The sequence below is a fragment of the Nocardia anocheti genome, from assembly GCF_029675105.1.
In the GTDB taxonomy this organism is placed as follows: Bacteria; Actinomycetota; Actinomycetes; order Mycobacteriales; family Mycobacteriaceae; genus Nocardia.
Map to the genome: position 1 here is coordinate 129,937 of NZ_JAQQFV010000009.1, position 17,466 is coordinate 147,402.

Sequence of the window (17,466 nt, forward strand, 5' to 3'; positions counted from 1 at the left end):
GTTTTCATTCGGGCCAGTGGAATTCGAGCTGGATGTCGGCCGTCGGCAGGCTTTGTCGACGCAGGCTGTCCAGGACCTGACGGGTGTACGTCCGGCGGGGGCGGTAGTGGCGGCCGTGGTCGCTGATCAGGAGAACGCGGCCCGCTGATGCCGCGATCTCGCCCGCGGCGGCTACGGGGGCTCCGGCCAGGAGGCTGGAGGGGTGGAAGCGGCCGAGGGTGTGGGAGGGGGCGGAGTAGAGGGTGCCGTTGTGGTCCATGACGAAGATCGCGCGGCCGCCGGTGGGGGTCCAGAGGGTGTGGGCTTCGGTGGTGTCGAAGGGGGCGCCTCTGTGGTCGTGGAGGAGGCCGTTGTAGCCGTGCAGGCGGAAGGTCTGGCGGGTGTCGTGGTCGAGGTATTCGACCTGGCTGCCGGGCCAGATGGCGTTGCCCGGGAGGTGTTCGCCGTGGAATTCGGGGCGCAGGGGGGTGGTCGCGTAGCGGGTGGCGTCGGGGTGCAGGGCGTCTTCGTCGAGGTCGAAGAGGTGGTCGGGGTGTAGGCAGCCGGTGTCGGTGAGTTCGTGGAGGACGGCTCGCGGGTCGTGCTCGGGGGACGCGCAGGTGAGCAGGACGTCGTAGCTGTCGTTCCAGATCGAGGCGAAGAATCCGATGGTCGCGCCGGAGCGTAAGCGCAGGAGGAGGAATTCGCCTTCGTCGTTGTCGCGATGGAAGACCCGGGCGAACCGGCCCTCGATGTCGTTGACGGGGAGGCCGATTCGGGCGAGTGGACGGCTGTCCCGGAATTCGGGCAGGCGGTCCGGTCGGAGCGGGGTGAACGGCAGGACCGGCCACGGGCGCATCGCGTCCATTTCGGCGACGACTCGCGTCAGGAAGTCGCGGACCTCGGCGGGGCTCTGGCGCAGGATCGAGATCAGGCTCGGCATCGGTGCCTGGTGGCGGAGGCCGTCGGTGAGTGCCGTGTATTCGTCCTCGGCGGTCACGTAGTCGAAGGGGTGGGTGACCAGACGGTCGGCCACCCGATCGACCACCGCCTGGTTCAATTCGGCGTCGAACTGGATGGTGTAGAGAATCCGCTGGACTGTGCCGTACCACGCGTCCACGGGTCAGCCGCGGATGAGTTTGGCGACCGTTCCGATGGAGAGTTTGGGGGCTTCCACCTCGACCTCGGCGGTGGGGTCGATGACGGTGGTGTGCGGGATCTCGGCGGTGGGGTCGGCGAAGGGGGCGTAGGTCTTGTCGCCGAGGAGGGTGTTGAGGAGGTAGCCGGTGAGCAGGGCTCGGGTGGTCTTGTCGGTTTTGTGCTCGTGGCGGCCCGCGCCGAGGGCGGCGAAGAGGCGGCGGCCCTCGACGATGCCGTTGTGCGAGGCGCCGTCGATGCGGCGCAGCAGTGACGGGCCCGCCCAGGCGGCGGCGAGGGCGCGGGCGTCGGAGCTGACCGAGTCGAGGTCGTCGCCGGTCAGGATGAGGCCGGGCGTGTCGAGGTCGGGGGCGATGTTCTGGGCGGCGGGGGAGGTCGGCGCGGGGAACAGGGCCGCGACGGCGGCGATGCGGCGCTGGGCGGCGGCGATGACGGCCGCACCGGCACCCATGCCGTGCCCGGCCAGCGCCAGGCGGTCGGGGCGCACGCTGATGGTGCCGTCACCGAGACGCACCTTGCTGACGATGTCGAGCGTGGTGAGCAGGTCGGTGCCCAGATCCAGATGTGACGGGATCGGGCCGCGCTCGGTGTCGGGCGCGGCGACCACGAAACCCCAGGACGCGACGTGCTCGAGCAGGCCCTTGTAGTTCTCGGCGCTGGTCAGCCAGCCGTGCGCGAACGCGACAGCGGGCAGGTTCAGCCCGGACTCGGGCGTGTACACCACACCCGGCTGGCCCGCGATCCCCAGATTTCCCCGCAACACCCGGTGGGGGCCACGCGCGGACAGGGTGCTCAGGAGCGACTTCACAGACACCGACACGGCGAGAAGGGTATCCGATCAGTAGGGTGGAGAACCATGTGCGGAATCGTGGGCTACGTGGGGTACCGGGATGCGCTCGGCGTTGTCGTCGACGCGTTGCGACGCATGGAGTATCGCGGGTACGACTCGGCGGGGGTGGCGATCCTCGACGGTCAGGGCGCGATCGCCGTCGAGCGCAAGGCCGGGCGGCTGGCCAATCTGGAGGCCGAGCTCGACGAGGCGGGCGCCGAGCGGTTCGGCGGGACCAGTGGCATGGGACACACCCGCTGGGCCACGCACGGCGCGCCGACCGACCGCAACGCCCACCCGCATCGGGATGTCAGCGGCAAGCTGGCCGTGGTGCACAACGGCATCATCGAGAACTTCGCGCCGCTGCGGCGGGAGCTGGAGAACGCCGGGGTCGAGCTGCTCAGCGACACCGACACCGAGGTCGCGGTGCACCTGGTGGCCCGCGCCTACGCCGAGGGCCCCACCGCCGGTGACTTCACCGCGAGCGCGCTGGCCGTGCTGCAGCGGCTGGAAGGCGCGTTCACGCTGGTGTTCACCCACGCCGATCACCCCGACACGATCGTGGCGGCGCGCCGGTCGACGCCGCTGGTCGTCGGTGTCGGTGAGGGCGAGATGTTCATCGCCTCCGATGTCACCGCGTTCATCGAGCACACCCGCGAGGCGGTCGAGCTCGGGCAGGACCAGGCAGTGGTGATCACCAAGGACAGCTACGCGGTCACCGACTTCGCGGGCAACACCGAGGGTGTGGTCAGCAGGCCGTTCACCATCGACTGGGATCTGGCCGCCGCCGAGAAGGGCGGCCACGACTACTTCATGCTCAAGGAGATCGAGGAGCAGCCGACCGCGGTCGCCGACACGCTGATCGGGCACTTCGTCATCGACGAGCACGGCGGGCGGGTCGTCCTGGACGAGCAGCGCCTCGCCGATCAGGAACTGCGCGAGTTCGACAAGGTGTTCGTCGTCGCGTGCGGTAGTTCCTACCACGCTGGCCTGCTGGCCAAGTACGCGATCGAGCACTGGACCCGGGTGCCGGTGGAGGTCGAGCTGGCCAGCGAGTTCCGCTACCGCGACCCGGTACTGGACCGGTCGACGCTGGTCGTGGCCATCTCGCAGTCCGGCGAGACCGCCGACACGCTCGAGGCGGTGCGCCACGCCAAGGAGCAGAAGGCGCGCGTGCTGGCCATCTGCAACACCAACGGCGCGCAGATCCCGCGCGAGTCCGACGCGGTGATCTACACCCGCACCGGGCCCGAGATCGGGGTCGCATCGACCAAGGCGTTCCTGGCGCAGGTCGCGGCCAACTACCTGGTCGGTCTGGCGCTGGCGCAGGCGCGCGGCACCAAGTACCCCGACGAGGTCGCCCGCGAGTTCGCCGAGCTCGAGGCCATGCCCAAGCTGATCGCCCGGGTGCTCGAGACCGCCCCGCAGGTGCGCGCCATCGCCCGCGACCTCGCGCACGTGCCGACGGTGCTGTTCCTGGGCCGCCACGTGGGCTACCCGGTGGCGCTGGAGGGCGCGCTCAAGCTCAAGGAACTCGCCTACATGCACGCGGAGGGTTTCGCGGCCGGTGAGCTCAAGCACGGCCCGATCGCGCTGATCGAAGACGGCCTGCCGGTGATCATCGTGATGCCCTCACCCAAGGGCCGCGCGGTGCTGCACTCGAAGCTGCTGAGCAATATCCGCGAGATCCAGGCGCGCGGTGCCCGCACCATCGTCATCGCGGAGGAGGGCGACGACACCGTGCGCCCGTTCGCCGACGACCTCATCGAGATCCCCGCCGCCCCGACCCTGTTCCAGCCCCTGCTCTCCACGGTGCCGCTACAGGTCTTCGCCGCCGAAATCGCCCAGGCCCGCGGCTACGACGTCGACAAGCCCCGCAACCTGGCCAAGTCGGTCACCGTCGAGTAGGCAAGCCGGACCACCATCACCGGCCCCGCACTCGAGCGCGCCAGCGCTCAATCAGACACCGTGATGGTGCCGCGCATGTCTGGGTGGAGGGTGCAGAGGTAGCGGTAGGTGCCGGGTTGGGTGAAGGTGTAGGACCATTCGCCCTTGTCGATGATGGGGCTGTTGATGCCCATCGCCTTGTCGCCGATGCCCTGGACGTTGTGGGGGGCCTTGTCGGAGAACTTCCAGGTGACGGTTTCGCCGACCTTGATGGTGGCCTCGGCGGGGGAGTACTTCATGCCGGAGACGTCGACGGTGAGGGCGGTGGGGCCGCTGTGGGTGGTCGTGGTGGTGGTGTTCACCGGGCGGGGGGTGCGCGTCGGCTTGGCCGAGTCGTCGTCGGAGCCGGAGCAACCGGCGGTGAACAGGGTGGTGGCCGCGAGGACTCCGGTGAGGATCCGGACGGACGCGGCGCGGTGACGAACCATCGACATGGTTTCGGAGCGTAGTCTGCGAACGATCGCGGGCCCGGCCTGGCCCGTGCGGGCGACCGGGAGGCGACGATGACGGATCGGCGTGGCTATTTCACCGCCGACCAGGTCCGGGCGGCGGAGGCGGAGCTGTTCGCGCGGGTGCCTGCGGGAATGCCCATGCGGCGGGCGGCCTACGGGCTGGCCACGGTGGTTGCCGAGGAATTGCGTGCGCGGACCGGTGGGATCGCGGGGCGGAAGGTAGGGCTGCTGGTCGGCTCGGGGGACAACGGTGGCGACGCGCTGTGGGCGGGGGCGTTCCTGCGTCGGCGTGGGGTGGCCGTGGTGGCGGTGTTGCTGAATCCCGAACGGGCGCACCGGGAAGGGCTGGCGGCGCTGCGGGCCGCCGGTGGGCGCGTGGTCGACGGGCAGGGTGCGACGGTCGGCGGGCGTGCGGCGCGGTCGGGCGCTGTCGACGGGCAGGCCACGAGCATCGATGTCGTGGGGCGACTCGGTGAGACCGATCTAGTACTCGACGGGATCGTCGGGATCTCCGGGCGTGGGTCGCTGCGGCCGCGCGCGGCGGAAATCGTGGGCGCGCTGCGTGTTCCGATCGTCGCGGTGGATCTGCCCAGTGGCGTCGATCCGGATACCGGTGCCGTCGACGGGCCCGCCGTGCGCGCGGACGTGACGGTGACCTTCGGCGCCTACAAGCCGGTGCATGTGCTCGCGGCGCCGCAGTGTGGACGAATCATCTTGGTGCCCATCGGTTTACGACTCCCGGAACCCGACCTGGTGCAGTGGGAACCGGCGGCGATCGGTGCGAGCTGGCCGGTGCCGGGGGCGGCGGACGACAAGTACAGCCAGGGTGTGGTGGGGGTGTGCGCGGGGAGCGCGAAGTATCCGGGGGCGGGTGTCTTGTGCGCGGGCGCCGCGGTGGCGGCCACGTCGGGGTTGGTGCGGTATGTCGGTGACGACGACGAAGTATTGGCCCGGTTCCCGGAAGTGATCGCCAGTAAGACCGTGGCTGAAGCCGGGCGGGTGCAGGCGTGGGTGTTCGGCCCCGGTGCGGGTACCGATGGCGCGGCCCGGGATCGACTGGCCGAGGTATTGGCGAGCGACCTGCCGGTGCTCGTCGACGCGGACGGGTTGACCCTCCTCGCGGAGGAACCGCGGCTCGTGCGGAACCGGACGGCGCCGACGGTGCTCACCCCGCACGCCGGGGAGTTCGCGCGACTGACCGGCGCGGCTCCCGGCGCCGACCGGGTGGCGGCGGTGCGGCGGCTGGCCGAGGACTGGCAGCTGACGGTGCTGCTCAAGGGCCGGGCGACGATCATCGCGTCGCCGGGCGCCCCGACCGCCGTCAACGAAGCGGGCGGGTCGTGGGCGGCGACAGCGGGCGCGGGCGATGTGCTCTCGGGAATCTCGGGGGCGCTGCTGGCGGCGGGCCGGTCACCGGCGTGGGCGGCCGCGGCGGCCGCTCGGGTGCACGCGCTCGCGGCGAACCTGGCCGCCTACGACGATCAGCCCGCCGCGGCCCCCGTCTCGGCTTCACCGCTGCTCGGTCATATCCGGCCCGCGATTCGTGTGGTGCGGGAGATGGGGGATCAGCGGTAGCGTGGCGCCCGCCCGAGGACGGGCGCCAGCGAGCCGTCAGCCCTTCGGGAACGGCTTGTTCTTGTACTCCCCGGCCGTGTACAGGCTCACCCCGACCAGGCAGCGATCCCGCTCCCTGATGGCGAAATTCAGTGCGCCCCACGGCTGCTGGGAGGTCCACAGGTACCGCTCCTCGAGGGAGTGGCCGGTGGGCGCCGCCGTCATCTCGACGTCGCCGTAGTGCGCCTTTACCTCGTCGAGCCCCACGCACGGCTCGGTGCCGATGTCGAGACTGGAGAACACCCAGTCGCCGTTGTCCCGGCTGAAATTGGTGACATTGGGCAGCTCGAGGCCGTCGGTGACGGTCGTCGGGCCCGAGTCGTGCCGTCCGGTGCCCTCGAAACGGGTGCCGAGCAGCGTGTTGAGTTTGTCGTTGGTCAATGGCGCCTGTGCCGTGACGGCACTGATCAGCTGCCAGAGATCGGTCGGTCGATCGGTCATGGTCGTCCCCTCCCGGGAGTTGTCCGCGCGTTCGTCGTCGCCGGATGCGCAGGCGGTGGTCAGCAGGATCAGTGACAGGGCCGCGAGCACCCAGTGCGTCGCCCGCCTCATCGGCACTGCTGGGTGTAGTACTCGCGGTAGGTCATGTTCGGCGCGGTCGACGGGCGCAGATTGTCACCATAGGTCTGGCCGATCTGATAGATCGCCTTCTGGTAGCCCTCCGGCGAGCCGGTGGTCTTCATGTACTCGGTGTAGGTCTGCTCCCACTGCGGACCGGTGGTATCGGTGTAGCCTGCGACGCCGATATCGGCGCCACCGTTGGCGGTGATCTCACGCTGGACGACCATGTTGTTCAGCGTCGCCGCGCCTTCGTTGGTGAGTCGCGCGTTCACGCAATCCTCGACGGTCGCACCGCTGAGGCTCCCGTTGTAGGTGGCGTGCCCGGCCTCGTGCGCGAGGGTCTGCACGAGCGCCTGGGGGTTGTCCTTCAGGTTGCCGTCCAGCACGATCGACTTGTTGTCACCGTTGTACTGGGTGTAACTGCCGGCTCCGGGTTCACCGAAGGTGACGTTCACACCGTTCGCGGTGAGCGACTCGAGCTGGGATTTCAGTGTCGGCGATTTCTCGATCAGCGCGGCGGCGTCGGCCCCGTACTTGTCCTGCAACGTCGAGGACGGGCTCGGCGCGGTCTCGGTGAGAATGCCGGGATCGCCCTCGGGCAGACCGGAGAACGCCATCTCGATCGCCGCCTCGACCGACGCCGCCGCCGTGCGCGCGTTCTCGAGGGCCTGCTTGGTCGCCGTGGTCGAGGCGTCGGCGTCGACCTGCAGCGCACCGGCCGCCGTCGTGTACGACGCCGCGTCCGGCAGCTGCGACAGCAGCGTCTGGTGGGTGCTGGTCGAGATCTTGACGGTGCCGTCGTCGTCGACCTCGTAGCCGTTGGCCTCGGCCTGCCGCACCGCGTTCGCCACCGCCGTCTTCGCCGCGTCCAGGGTGCTCGCCCCCGACTGCGCGGCCGACGCGCCGTCCTGCAACGCGGCGATGAACGTCTTGGTGGTGGTGCGGATCTGCTCGTGCTTGGTCCGCATCGCCTCCGCGGCGCTGCCGGTCCAGAAGTCCCGGCTGGAGTCGACCGCGCGGTATTCGGTGTCGTCGAAGGTCGTCAGTTTCTGTGCCTGCGCCGACCACGCGTCGCCCAGGGCGTTCAAGGTCGTCGGCTGCCAGGCGAGCACCTGTGTCTTGGTGAGGCTGCCGAGTGTCGCCTTCGCGACCGCCTCGGACTCGTCGGTTCCGAGCGTGCTCATGCCAGGGCCGCCTGCTGGTTGTCGAGCGCACCCGCGTTCTGCGTGTCCTTGGCCTGGAATTCCGTCACCGCGGTCGAGGTCGCCTTCGACAGCGCCTCGTAGTCGGTGACCAGCGTCTTCGACGCCTTGGCGACCTTGGCGATCGCCGCCGTCACCGCGTCCGGGACTTTCGTCCCGTCCAGGGTCACCGACGCGCTACCGGTGTCCGCGCCGAACACCGCGGCCATCTCCGACTCGGCTGTGCCGAGCGTGGTCGCGAGCTCCTTGGTCCGTGTCGGATCGAGATCCAAATCCGAAGTGCCAGCCATGATTCCCCATTTCCCCATAGGTCCCTTCGGCGGCAACGCTAACGGCGGCGACCGGCCCGCGCAATGGGAACGGGGGTCGTCCTGGCAGGATGAGGGGTTGTGAATGCGCAAGTGGAGACGGTTATCGACCTGGATGCCATTGCCCACAACGTGCGGGTGCTGCGCGAGTACGCGCGGGGGGCCGCCGTGATGGTGGTGGTCAAGGCCGATGGCTACAACCATGGCGCGGTGGCGGTGGCTCGGGCCGCGCTGGGGGCGGGCGCCGCGGAGTTGGGGGTGACCACGGTCGCCGAGGCGCTGGTGCTGCGGGAGGCGGGCATCACGGCGCCGATTCTGTGCTGGCTCAACACCATCGACGCCGACTACGGCGCGGCGATCGCGGCCGAGGTCGAGATCGGGGTGTCCTCGCTGACGCAGTTGCGCGCGGTGGAGCGAGCGGCACAGGCGGTGGGACGCGCGGGGGTCGTCAGTCTCAAGGTCGATACCGGGCTCAATCGCAACGGGGTGTCGGTGGCGGAGTATCCGCAGGTCCTCGCCGCGTTGCGGACGATGGTGGAGCAGGGCACGCTGCGGCTGCGGGGGATCTTCTCCCATCTCGCCCATGCCGACGAACCCGGTCATCCGGTGATCGACGAGCAGCGCGAACGCTTCGTCACCGCGATCGCGCAGGCCAAGGAACAGGGACTCGAGCCTGAACAGGTGCATCTGGCCAACTCGGCGGCCACGCTGACCCGGCCCGATCTGCACTTCGACCTCGTGCGTCCGGGTATCTCGGTCTACGGTCTGTCCCCGATTCCCGAGCTGGGTGACTTTGGGCTGAAACCGGCGATGACGCTGCAAGCCCAGGTGACGCTGGTCAAGCGGGTGGCCGCGGGGGAGGGCGTGTCCTACGGCCACCGCTGGATCGCCCCGCGTGACACCACCGTCGCGCTGGTGCCCGCGGGCTACGCCGACGGGGTGTTCCGTTCGCTGAGCGGGCGTTTCGAGGTGTGGCTCGGCGGGGCGCTGCACCGTAATGTCGGGCGGGTGTGCATGGACCAGTTCATGGTCGACCTGGGGGAGAACCCGGGCGAGGTACGGGCGGGCGACACGGCGGTGCTCTTCGGCGGCGGCGCGGGGCATCCGCACGCGCTCGACTGGGCCAGAGCCCTCGACACCATCGACTACGAGGTGGTGTGCGCCCCGCGCGGGCGGGCCGTGCGCCGCTATGTGGGGGCGGGCTCGTGAGCAGGCGGGTGATGCTGCGCGGCGGTCTGGCCACGGCCGGACTACTCGGCGCGCTCGCCGTCGCGCACACCCTGCGCCGGATCGGGGCGCGGGTGCGCTGGCCCGCCGAACGCGACGAGTACCGCGACGAGAACTTCGCCCTCATCGATTCCGACGAGCCCGGCTCGGTCCTGGCCGACGACGGGGTCTCGCTGGCCACCCGCACCTATGGCGACGACTCGGCCGCGGTGACGATCGTGTTCGTGCACGGCTTCTGCAACAGCATGGAGTCCTTCCACTTCCAGCGCCGGGATCTGGCGCGGCAGTGGGGCAGCCGGGTCCGGATGGTGTTCTTCGATCTGCGCGGACACGGCCGCTCCGGCACCCCGACCACCGACAGCTGCACCGTGGAACAACTCGGCCGCGACCTGGCCGCGGTGGTGCGCGAGTGCGCGCCCAACGGGCCGGTGGTGCTGATCGGGCATTCGCTGGGCGGGATGTCGGTGCTGGCCGCGGCCGCGCAGTTCCCGGAGCTGTTCGCCGCCCGGGTGATCGGGGTGGGCCTGTGGTGCACGGCCGCCGCCGAGGTGACCTCCACCGGGATCCCGCAGTTACTGCGTCATCCCGCGGTCGGTGGCTTCCGGATGGCGGTGCGCACGGCGCCCGCGCTGGTGCAGGTGAGTCGGACCGCGAGCAAGCAGCTGATCACGCCGATCCTGCATGTGAGCTCGTTCCACGGGCCGGTGAGCCCGACCCTGTCGCGGTTCACCACCATGATGATCGACCGCACGCCGGTCGCCACCATCGAGAAATTCCTGAAAGCGATTGAATTGCACGACGAATCGGCCGCGCTGCCGGTGCTGGCGGGCAAGCCCGTGCTGGTGCTGGGTGGCGCGCACGACCTGGTGATCCCGTTCCGCAACTCGCGGGTGCTCGCCGCGGCGATCGCCGACAGCGAGCTGGTGCGGGTGCGTGAGGCGGCGCACATGCCCCACCTGCAGTTCCCCGAGGTGACCCTCGCCGCACTCGACCGGCTGCTCACCGCCGCGGGCGTGAGCGGCGGACACAACGAGGAGGCCGTCGGTGGCTGACCCCCAGCAGCGCACCCTGACCACCGTCGAGGACACCGAGGCCTTCGGTCGCGAACTCGCCGAGAACCTGCGCGCGGGCGACCTCGTCGTCCTCGACGGCCCGCTCGGCGCCGGGAAAACCGCCCTGACCAGGGGTATCGCCGCCGGGCTAGGCGTGGCGGGCCGGGTCAGCTCGCCGACGTTCATCATCGCTCGCGCGCACAAGGCCGGACAGCGCCCCGACGGTTCGCCCGGCGTGCCGCTGGTGCACGTGGACGCCTACCGCCTCGCCGGTGACCTCGACGAACTCGACGCGCTCGATCTCGACACCGATCTGCACCACGCGGTCGTCGTCGTGGAATGGGGCAAGGGCGTGGTCGAGCACCTGTCCGAACGGCATCTGCGGGTGCAACTCGCCCGGGAACCGGAATCCGATGTGCGCACGGCCATCTGGGAGTGGATCGGATAACTCGCGCACCGGCGTGGCCAGGTGCGCGCCGAGCGCGGATACCACCCGGTATTGTTGAGACAATCATGCTCGTACTAGCAGTCGACACCGCGACACCCGCCGTTACAGCGGGATTGGTGCACCTGTCACCTGCCGCCGACGCGGACACCCGGCCCGCCGTGGCGACGCTGTCCGCCCGCGTGAAGGTCGACGCGCGCGCCCACGCCGAGGTCCTCACCCCGCAGATCCTGGAATGCCTGGCCGAAGCGGGGGTGAGCCGCGCCGAGCTGGACGCGGTCGTCGTCGGTATCGGGCCGGGGCCGTTCACCGGGCTCCGGGTGGGCATGGCCACCGCCGCCGCCTTCGGTGACGCGCTGGGCCTGCCGGTGCACGGGGTGTGCAGTCTCGACGCCATCGCCGCCGACGCCGCGGACGAGCAGCGTGGCCGGGGCGAGCTGCTGGTGGTGACCGACGCGCGTCGGCGCGAGGTGTACTGGGCGCGGTATCTGGACGGGGCGCGTGTGGCCGGGCCCGAGGTGGGCAAGCCGGTCGACGTGCCGGTGCCCGAGGCGGGCGTGGTCGCCGGGTCGGCCGCGCACGTGGACTACTTCGATCTGCCGGTGCTGCCCGTGGAGACCCCCTCGCCCGCCGGGCTGGTCACCGTGGCGGCCGAGGCGCTGCTGGCCGGGACCGCGCCCGAGGCGCTGGTACCGCTGTATCTGCGCAGGCCCGACGCGGTGGAGAACGCCTTCCGCACCCTCGACCGGACCGGGGCGTGAGCGCCGTGTCCGAGTTCCGGATCCAGCCGATGACGGTGCACGACATCGATCGCTGCGTCGAACTCGAACACCTGCTGTTCCCCGAGGACGACCCGTGGCAGGCCGTCTCGTTCCGCTCCGAGCTGGCCGCCGCGCACAACCGCTACATCACCGCGCGCGACGCGACCGGCGCCATGGTCGGCTACGCGGGCATCGCGCTGCTCGGTGACGCCGCCCATCCCGAGGCCGAGGTGCACACCATCGGCGTCGACCCGGGGTGTCATCGGGGCGGCATCGGCACCCTGCTGCTGGAGGCGCTGCTGGCGACCGCGGCCGAACGCGGCGGCCCGGTGTTCCTGGAGGTCCGCACCGACAACGCGCCCGCCATCGCGCTCTACGCCAAGCACGGCTTCCACATCATCGGCCTGCGCAAGAACTACTACCACCCCAGCGGCGCCGACGCGTACACGATGCGCCGCCCGGAACTCACGGCCGCGGCCGACGAATGGGCCGCGCGCGGACGGCAGGACGAGGTGCTGTCGTGACCGGATCGGCAGTGCGAGGACAGCGGAACGAGGCGTCGGCGTGATCGTCATGGGTATCGAGAGCTCCTGCGACGAAACGGGAGTCGGTATCGTCCGGCGCCACCCCGACGGGTCGCTCGAGCTGCTCGCCGACGAGGTGGCCTCCAGCGTCGACCAGCACGCGCGCTTCGGCGGCGTGGTGCCCGAGATCGCCTCGCGGGCGCATCTCGAGGCGATCGTGCCCGCCATGCGCCGGGCGCTGGCCGCGGCCGGGGTCAGCAAGCCCGACGCGCTCGCCGTCACCATCGGACCCGGCCTGGCCGGTGCGCTGCTGGTCGGGGTGGCGGCGGCCAAGGCGTACGCGGCGGCCTGGGACGTGCCGTTCTACGCGCTCAACCACCTCGGTGGCCACGTCGCCGTGGACACCCTCGAGCACGGCCCGCTGCCGCCCGCGGTGGCGCTGCTGGTCTCCGGCGGGCACACCCACCTGCTGCGGGTCACCGATCTGGGTGCGCCGATCACCGAACTCGGCAGCACCGTCGACGACGCCGCGGGCGAGGCCTTCGACAAGGTCGCCCGCCTGCTCGGTCTCGGCTACCCCGGCGGCCCCTTCCTCGACGCGGCCGCCCGCGACGGCGACCCGAACGCCATCGCCTTCCCGCGCGGCATGACCGGCCCGCGCGACGCCCGCTACGACTTCTCCTTCTCCGGCCTCAAGACCGCGGTCGCCCGCTACGTCGAGGCCGCGCAGCGCCAGGGCATCACCGCTGATCAGCTGCCGATTCCGGATATCGCCGCGTCCTTCCAGGAGGCGGTCGCCGATGTGCTCACCATGAAGGCGGTCCGCGCGGCCACCGACGAGGGTGTCGACACGATCGTGCTCGGCGGTGGCGCCACGGCCAATTCCCGCATCCGCTCGCTGGCCGAAGAGCGTTGCGCGGCGGCGGGTCTCACGCTGCGCGTGCCGAAGCCGCGGCTGTGCACGGACAACGGGGTGATGATCGCGGCGCTGGGCGCGCATGTGATCGCGGCGGGCGCCGAGCCCGCCGAGCTGACGGTGGCGACCGATCCGGGTCTACCGGTGTCGGTGAGCGCGCTGCGCGGCTGACACGGATCGGCGTGGCCTCGCCGGTATCGGCTTCTCGATCGTCGCCGGGACATCGGCTCGTCGAGGGCCGGGTGCGATCGGTCGGCGTCGCCGAGAGTCGCTCAGCCGACTGTCTGCAGGATCGGCTCGCTCGGTACGGCCTCGCGGGGTACTACCTCGCTGGGTACGACCCCGCTGGGTGCCACCTCGGGCGGGATCGGGAGGACGCTCCGGGCGGGCGACTGAGTGTTGGGTGTGGAGGGTCGCTGCTGGCCGGGGCGGGACGAGCCGCTGTCGATCGGGCCCAGCGGGGACTCCGGGTAGGGGATCTGCGGCAGGTTCGGGTCGGGGCGCAGGGTGGGCGCGGTGCTCGACGGCGCACCGGACGGACCGGGGGTCGACGGGGCCGTGGTCGGCGCGGGCACCGTGGTGGTGGGCGCCGTGGTGCCGGGCGTGCCGGTGACCGGCGGTACGGGCGCGGTGCCGGGCCGGTCGGTGCTCCCCTCGTCCTGCGGGCTGGGGACGGGCGCTGGCACCGGCGACGGCGGAGACTGGCGCACGGAGCTGCTGGTACCCGCCGGGGTGACATCGGTGCTGTCCGGCGCGATGGCCTGCACGCCGTAGCCGATCACCAGGCCGACCACCACGACCGCGCCCGCCAGGGTGCCGACCACCTTGGTGACGGTGCCGCTGGGCACATCGGTCAGCGAGGCGCCCTGTAAGGCCGCGGGTAAGGCCGACGGTGCCGCCGCGTCGGCGACCAGCGCGGCGCCCTTGGCGATCACGGCCTCCGGGTCGGGGACCGTGAGCACCGGCATGTCCAGGCGGGCGCTGAGGGTGTCGACCACCGCGGGGATGTTGGCGCAGCCGCCGATCACCGCGACCGCCTCCGGGTACTTGGGCGCCCGGCTGAACACCGACGCGGAGAACAGCACGATATTGCGCAGCAGCCCGCCGATGAGCTCCTCGAAATCGGAGCGGGTGAGTTTGAGCGGCTGACCAGCCACGTGGTCGATGGTCACCGCGGGCGCGATCGAGAGGTGTTCCTTGGCCGCGCGGCCGCGATTGGTGAGGGTGGCGCGGTTGGGCCTGGCCCCGCGCCGGGCGTAGTGCAGGTCGACGAGGTGGTGGTAGATGAGCTCGTCGATGGCGTTGCCCGACAGCGTGGGCGTGCGCTCGCTGTGCAGCACTGAGCCGTCGGCGTAGTCGGCCACGGTGACGCTGAGTCCGGTGGCGCCGAGGTCGATCACGGCGACGGTGGCGTAGCGGTCGAGCAGGCCGGTCTCGCGTAAGTAGGACAGCGCGGCGGTGCCCTCGGGGACCAGGCGCAGATCGCGGCGCCGGGTGGTGGCGGCCCGGATCGCTTGGGCCTGTTCCTTGTTGCGGTAGGCCACGGCGACGCTGGTCGGCGGACGGGTGCGGGTCGACTCGGCACGCCGGTGCACGCCCGAGGAGTAGCGCCCGAGCGGTTCGCCGATGAGACCGGCCGTCTCCGAGACCGGTAACTGGGTGGTCATCAACTCGATCGAGGACGACACCAGGTCGCCGAGATCGGAATGGGCCGCGTCGGCGGAGACGACGCGGTAGTCGAAGTGCTGTTCGCCGGATGGTCCGGTGGCGACCAGTGCGGAGCACACCACCTCGTTCCCGGCCGAGATGCCGAGGGATGTTCGCATGTTCACCTCCCTTCGAGCGGATGGTTCCGCAGTGGCCGACCATCTCGAATGGAACGTTATGCATACTCTGTCACAGCCTGTTATGCGAACGTTACAGATTGTTGCAACCGATGTGAAGATCACTGGCGAGTGTGGGCGTGTCGAAAATGCGACATTGGCAGAACCCGGCCTTGAGCGCTGGCACTCTCACATATAGAGTGCTAGTCGGCACTGTGTAGCTGTACTTGTGCCACGCCGACTACTGGGCAGGGGTCCCGGCACCCGCGACGACGGGGCTGATGCGCAGAGTCGCAAGCTGACCGAAACCCGGTCCGGGGCACCAGTCCCGGACGACCGAATTCCCCTGAAAGTGGAGGGCTCAACGTGGCGAGCGTGAACATCAAGCCGCTCGAGGACAAGATCCTCGTCCAGGCCAACGAGGCCGAGACGACGACGGCCTCCGGCCTGGTCATCCCGGACACGGCCAAGGAGAAGCCGCAGGAGGGCACCGTCATCGCCGTCGGCGAGGGCCGGATCACCGACAAGGGTGACCGCGTCCCCGTCGACGTCAAGGAAGGCGACGTCGTCATCTACAGCAAGTACGGCGGCACCGAGATCAAGTACCAGGGTGGGGAGTACCTCATCCTCTCGGCTCGCGACATCCTGGCCGTCGTCACCAAGTAAGGCCAACGCCGCATTCGCGTTCCGCCCCGGCGTCGTCAACCGACCCGGGGCGGATCGCGTTCTCACACAGGAGCGAATTTCCCTATGCCCAAGCAGATCGAGTTCGACGAGAAGGCTCGTCGGGCGCTCGAACGCGGTGTCGACAAGCTGGCCGACGCCGTCAAGGTGACCCTCGGCCCGCGTGGTCGCCACGTGGTGCTGGCCAAGGCCTTCGGTGGCCCGACCGTGACCAACGACGGTGTCACCATCGCGCGTGACATCGACCTCGAGGACCCCTTCGAGAACCTCGGCGCCCAGCTCGTCAAGAGCGTCGCCACCAAGACCAACGACGTCGCCGGTGACGGCACCACCACCGCCACCGTGCTGGCCCAGGCGCTGGTGCGCGGCGGTCTGAAGAACGTCGCCGCCGGTGCCAACCCGATCTCGCTCGGTCAGGGCATCGCGCTGGCCGCCGAGAAGGTGTCGGAGGTGCTGCTGGCCGCGGCCACCCCGGTCTCCGGCGAGCAGGCCATCGCCCAGGTCGCCACCGTCTCCTCGCGTGACGAGGAGATCGGCGAGATGGTCGGCAAGGCCCTGACCACCGTCGGCAAGGACGGCGTGGTCACCGTCGAGGAGTCCTCGACCACCCACACCGAGCTCGTCATCACCGAGGGCGTGCAGTTCGACAAGGGCTACCTCTCGCCCTACTTCCAGACCGACCCGGAGACCCAGCAGGCCGTCCTCGAGGACGCCTACATCCTGCTGCACCGCGACAAGATCAGCTCGCTGCCCGATCTGCTGCCGCTGCTGGAGAAGATCGCCGAGTCCGGCAAGGCCGTGCTGATCATCGCCGAGGACGTCGAGGGCGAGGCGCTGTCGACCCTGGTGGTCAACTCCATCCGCAAGACGATCAAGGCCGTCGCGGTCAAGGCGCCGTTCTTCGGTGACCGTCGCAAGGCGTTCCTCGACGACCTGGCCGTGGTCACCGGTGGCACCGTGATCAACCCGGATCTGGGGATCACGCTGCGCGAGGCCACCATCGAGCAGCTCGGTCAGGCGCGTCGCGTCGTCGTCACCAAGGACGAGACCGTGCTCATCGACGGCGCGGGCACCGAGGACGACATCGCCGCGCGCGGCGCGCAGCTGCGTCGCGAGATCGAGGCCACCGACTCCGACTGGGACCGCGAGAAGCTCGAGGAGCGCCTGGCCAAGCTGGCCGGTGGCGTCGCGGTGATCAAGGTCGGCGCGGCCACCGAGACCGCGCTCAAGGAGCGCAAGTACCGCGTCGACGACGCGGTGGCGGCGGCCAAGGCCGCGGTCGAGGAGGGCATCGTGCCCGGCGGTGGTTCGGCGCTGGTGCAGGCCGCGACCGCGCTGGTCGAGCTGCGCGATTCGCTGACCGGTGACCAGGCCGTCGGCGTCGAGGTGGTCCGCAAGGGCCTCGAGGCGCCGCTGTTCTGGATCGCCACCAACGCGGGCCTCGACGGCGCCGTGGTGGTCAGCAAGGTCGCCGAGGGCAAGGACGGCTTCAACGCCGCCACCCTCACCTACGGTGACCTGCTCACCGACGGTGTCGTCGACCCGGTCAAGGTGACCCGCTCCGCCGTGGTGAACGCCGCCTCGGTCGCGCGGATGATCCTCACCACCGAGAGCGCCATCGTGGAGAAGCCGGTCGAGGAAGAAGACGACCACGGCCACCACGGTCACGCCCACTGAGTGAGCTGACGACGAAGGCCCCTGGACCGGATGGTCTGGGGGCCTTTCTCGTACGCGGCTAGCTGGCTACCGGGGGTTCCTCGGCCAGCGCGGTGAGTAAACGCGTGCGCAGGGTCGGGGGTGGGGCGGTGGCGGTGAGTTCGGCGAGGAGCGCGAGGGTGCCGCGGGTGTCGCGGACCTCGCGCAGGAACTCGGTACAGAGTGCCGGGTCGTCGGTATCGATGATGGTCTGGATCGCGTGATGGTCTTCGTCGTCGATCAATCCGAGCGCGACGGTGTGCGCGAGATCGATCTGGGCTTCGTTCAT

18 protein-coding genes are annotated in these 17,466 nt (G+C 70.4%); 10 read left to right on the forward strand and 8 right to left on the reverse strand.

All coding sequences use genetic code 11. From position 1 onward, the window contains the following. Nucleotides 1–4: 4 nt before the first annotated feature. Both QC180_RS23535 and QC180_RS23540 read right to left on the reverse strand, forming a co-directional pair. A complete protein-coding gene (locus tag QC180_RS23535; protein WP_278264973.1) occupies nucleotides 5–1,099 on the reverse strand; it encodes a hypothetical protein in 1,095 nt (364 codons plus the stop codon). Between the two features lie 3 nt (nucleotides 1,100–1,102). After that, nucleotides 1,103–1,957 carry a poly(ethylene terephthalate) hydrolase family protein gene (locus tag QC180_RS23540; protein WP_278264974.1) on the reverse strand — a complete coding sequence of 285 codons (855 nt, stop codon included), beginning with the start codon at nucleotides 1,955–1,957 and terminating at the stop codon, nucleotides 1,103–1,105. 36 nt (nucleotides 1,958–1,993) lie between these two features. Here QC180_RS23540 and glmS point away from each other — a divergent pair, with 36 nt between their 5' ends. Then, a complete protein-coding gene (glmS, locus tag QC180_RS23545) occupies nucleotides 1,994–3,874 on the forward strand; it encodes a glutamine--fructose-6-phosphate transaminase (isomerizing) (protein ID WP_278264975.1) in 1,881 nt (626 codons plus the stop codon). 47 nt (nucleotides 3,875–3,921) lie between these two features. Here glmS and QC180_RS23550 read toward each other — a convergent pair whose 3' ends face one another. Next, complete coding sequence (locus QC180_RS23550; RefSeq protein WP_278264976.1) at nucleotides 3,922–4,347, reverse strand: cupredoxin domain-containing protein; 426 nt, start codon at nucleotides 4,345–4,347, stop codon at nucleotides 3,922–3,924. A gap of 69 nt (nucleotides 4,348–4,416) precedes the next feature. Between QC180_RS23550 and QC180_RS23555 the strand changes: the two genes are divergently transcribed. Further along, nucleotides 4,417–5,940, forward strand: coding sequence for an NAD(P)H-hydrate dehydratase (locus QC180_RS23555; protein WP_278264977.1), 1,524 nt, complete (start codon nucleotides 4,417–4,419; stop codon nucleotides 5,938–5,940). 36 nt (nucleotides 5,941–5,976) lie between these two features. On the opposite strand, the gene QC180_RS23560 is transcribed toward QC180_RS23555, so the two are convergent. From QC180_RS23560 to QC180_RS23570, 3 genes are read right to left on the reverse strand one after another with little or no spacing between them, the layout of a single operon-like run. Further along, nucleotides 5,977–6,531, reverse strand: coding sequence for a hypothetical protein (locus tag QC180_RS23560; RefSeq protein WP_278264978.1), 555 nt, complete (start codon nucleotides 6,529–6,531; stop codon nucleotides 5,977–5,979). Further along, nucleotides 6,528–7,724 (reverse strand): WXG100 family type VII secretion target, encoded by a 1,197-nt coding sequence (locus tag QC180_RS23565; protein ID WP_278264979.1) that lies wholly within the window; start codon nucleotides 7,722–7,724, stop codon nucleotides 6,528–6,530. The genes QC180_RS23560 and QC180_RS23565 overlap by 4 nt, the downstream gene beginning before the upstream one ends. After that, nucleotides 7,721–8,032: a hypothetical protein gene (locus QC180_RS23570; RefSeq protein WP_278264980.1), complete on the reverse strand. Its 312-nt coding sequence runs from the start codon at nucleotides 8,030–8,032 to the stop codon at nucleotides 7,721–7,723. The genes QC180_RS23565 and QC180_RS23570 overlap by 4 nt, the downstream gene beginning before the upstream one ends. A 99-nt stretch (nucleotides 8,033–8,131) precedes the next feature. On the opposite strand from QC180_RS23570, the gene alr reads away from it, so the two are divergent. From alr to tsaD, 6 genes are all read left to right on the forward strand, one after another. Then, a complete protein-coding gene (gene alr / locus QC180_RS23575) occupies nucleotides 8,132–9,259 on the forward strand; it encodes an alanine racemase (protein WP_278264981.1) in 1,128 nt (375 codons plus the stop codon). 11 nt (nucleotides 9,260–9,270) lie between these two features. Beyond that, entirely contained in the window at nucleotides 9,271–10,329 is a 1,059-nt protein-coding gene (locus QC180_RS23580) for an alpha/beta fold hydrolase (protein WP_278265183.1), read from the forward strand. Then, a complete protein-coding gene (tsaE, locus tag QC180_RS23585) occupies nucleotides 10,322–10,777 on the forward strand; it encodes a tRNA (adenosine(37)-N6)-threonylcarbamoyltransferase complex ATPase subunit type 1 TsaE (RefSeq protein WP_278264982.1) in 456 nt (151 codons plus the stop codon). The genes QC180_RS23580 and tsaE overlap by 8 nt, the downstream gene beginning before the upstream one ends. 65 nt (nucleotides 10,778–10,842) lie before the next feature. Next, nucleotides 10,843–11,535, forward strand: a complete 693-nt coding sequence (gene tsaB, locus QC180_RS23590) for a tRNA (adenosine(37)-N6)-threonylcarbamoyltransferase complex dimerization subunit type 1 TsaB (RefSeq protein WP_278264983.1) — start codon at nucleotides 10,843–10,845, stop codon at nucleotides 11,533–11,535. A gap of 29 nt (nucleotides 11,536–11,564) precedes the next feature. Next, complete coding sequence (gene rimI, locus QC180_RS23595; RefSeq protein ID WP_278265184.1) at nucleotides 11,565–12,059, forward strand: ribosomal protein S18-alanine N-acetyltransferase; 495 nt, start codon at nucleotides 11,565–11,567, stop codon at nucleotides 12,057–12,059. Between the two features lie 40 nt (nucleotides 12,060–12,099). Continuing rightward, nucleotides 12,100–13,146 carry a tRNA (adenosine(37)-N6)-threonylcarbamoyltransferase complex transferase subunit TsaD gene (tsaD, locus tag QC180_RS23600; protein ID WP_278264984.1) on the forward strand — a complete coding sequence of 349 codons (1,047 nt, stop codon included), beginning with the start codon at nucleotides 12,100–12,102 and terminating at the stop codon, nucleotides 13,144–13,146. 101 nt (nucleotides 13,147–13,247) lie between these two features. On the opposite strand, the gene QC180_RS23605 is transcribed toward tsaD, so the two are convergent. Continuing rightward, complete coding sequence (locus QC180_RS23605) at nucleotides 13,248–14,801, reverse strand: DUF7159 family protein (protein WP_278264985.1); 1,554 nt, start codon at nucleotides 14,799–14,801, stop codon at nucleotides 13,248–13,250. Between the two features lie 363 nt (nucleotides 14,802–15,164). On the opposite strand from QC180_RS23605, the gene groES reads away from it, so the two are divergent. Together groES and groL are read left to right on the forward strand one after the other, a co-directional pair. Further along, nucleotides 15,165–15,464, forward strand: a complete 300-nt coding sequence (gene groES, locus QC180_RS23610; protein WP_278264986.1) for a co-chaperone GroES — start codon at nucleotides 15,165–15,167, stop codon at nucleotides 15,462–15,464. An 84-nt stretch (nucleotides 15,465–15,548) separates the two neighbouring features. Next, nucleotides 15,549–17,159, forward strand: a complete 1,611-nt coding sequence (groL, locus tag QC180_RS23615; protein WP_278264987.1) for a chaperonin GroEL — start codon at nucleotides 15,549–15,551, stop codon at nucleotides 17,157–17,159. Nucleotides 17,160–17,217: 58 nt separating this feature from the next. On the opposite strand, the gene QC180_RS23620 is transcribed toward groL, so the two are convergent. Then, nucleotides 17,218–17,466, reverse strand: coding sequence for an RskA family anti-sigma factor (locus tag QC180_RS23620; RefSeq protein WP_278264988.1), 249 nt, complete (start codon nucleotides 17,464–17,466; stop codon nucleotides 17,218–17,220).

Bases quoted from the DNA above. Each gene is read 5' to 3' on its own strand.
- glmS (WP_278264975.1), top strand. From the start codon at position 1,994: ATGTGCGGAATCGTGGGCTACGTGGGGTACCGGGATGCGCTCGGCGTT.
- QC180_RS23550 (WP_278264976.1), bottom strand. From the start codon at position 4,347: ATGTCGATGGTTCGTCACCGCGCCGCGTCCGTCCGGATCCTCACCGGA.
- QC180_RS23555 (WP_278264977.1), top strand. From the start codon at position 4,417: ATGACGGATCGGCGTGGCTATTTCACCGCCGACCAGGTCCGGGCGGCG.
- QC180_RS23560 (WP_278264978.1), bottom strand. From the start codon at position 6,531: ATGAGGCGGGCGACGCACTGGGTGCTCGCGGCCCTGTCACTGATCCTG.
- QC180_RS23565 (WP_278264979.1), bottom strand. From the start codon at position 7,724: ATGAGCACGCTCGGAACCGACGAGTCCGAGGCGGTCGCGAAGGCGACA.
- QC180_RS23570 (WP_278264980.1), bottom strand. From the start codon at position 8,032: ATGGCTGGCACTTCGGATTTGGATCTCGATCCGACACGGACCAAGGAG.
- QC180_RS23580 (WP_278265183.1), top strand. From the start codon at position 9,271: ATGCTGCGCGGCGGTCTGGCCACGGCCGGACTACTCGGCGCGCTCGCC.
- tsaB (WP_278264983.1), top strand. From the start codon at position 10,843: ATGCTCGTACTAGCAGTCGACACCGCGACACCCGCCGTTACAGCGGGA.
- rimI (WP_278265184.1), top strand. From the start codon at position 11,565: ATGACGGTGCACGACATCGATCGCTGCGTCGAACTCGAACACCTGCTG.
- QC180_RS23605 (WP_278264985.1), bottom strand. From the start codon at position 14,801: ATGCGAACATCCCTCGGCATCTCGGCCGGGAACGAGGTGGTGTGCTCC.
- groL (WP_278264987.1), top strand. From the start codon at position 15,549: ATGCCCAAGCAGATCGAGTTCGACGAGAAGGCTCGTCGGGCGCTCGAA.
- QC180_RS23620 (WP_278264988.1), bottom strand. From the start codon at position 17,466: ATGAACGAAGCCCAGATCGATCTCGCGCACACCGTCGCGCTCGGATTG.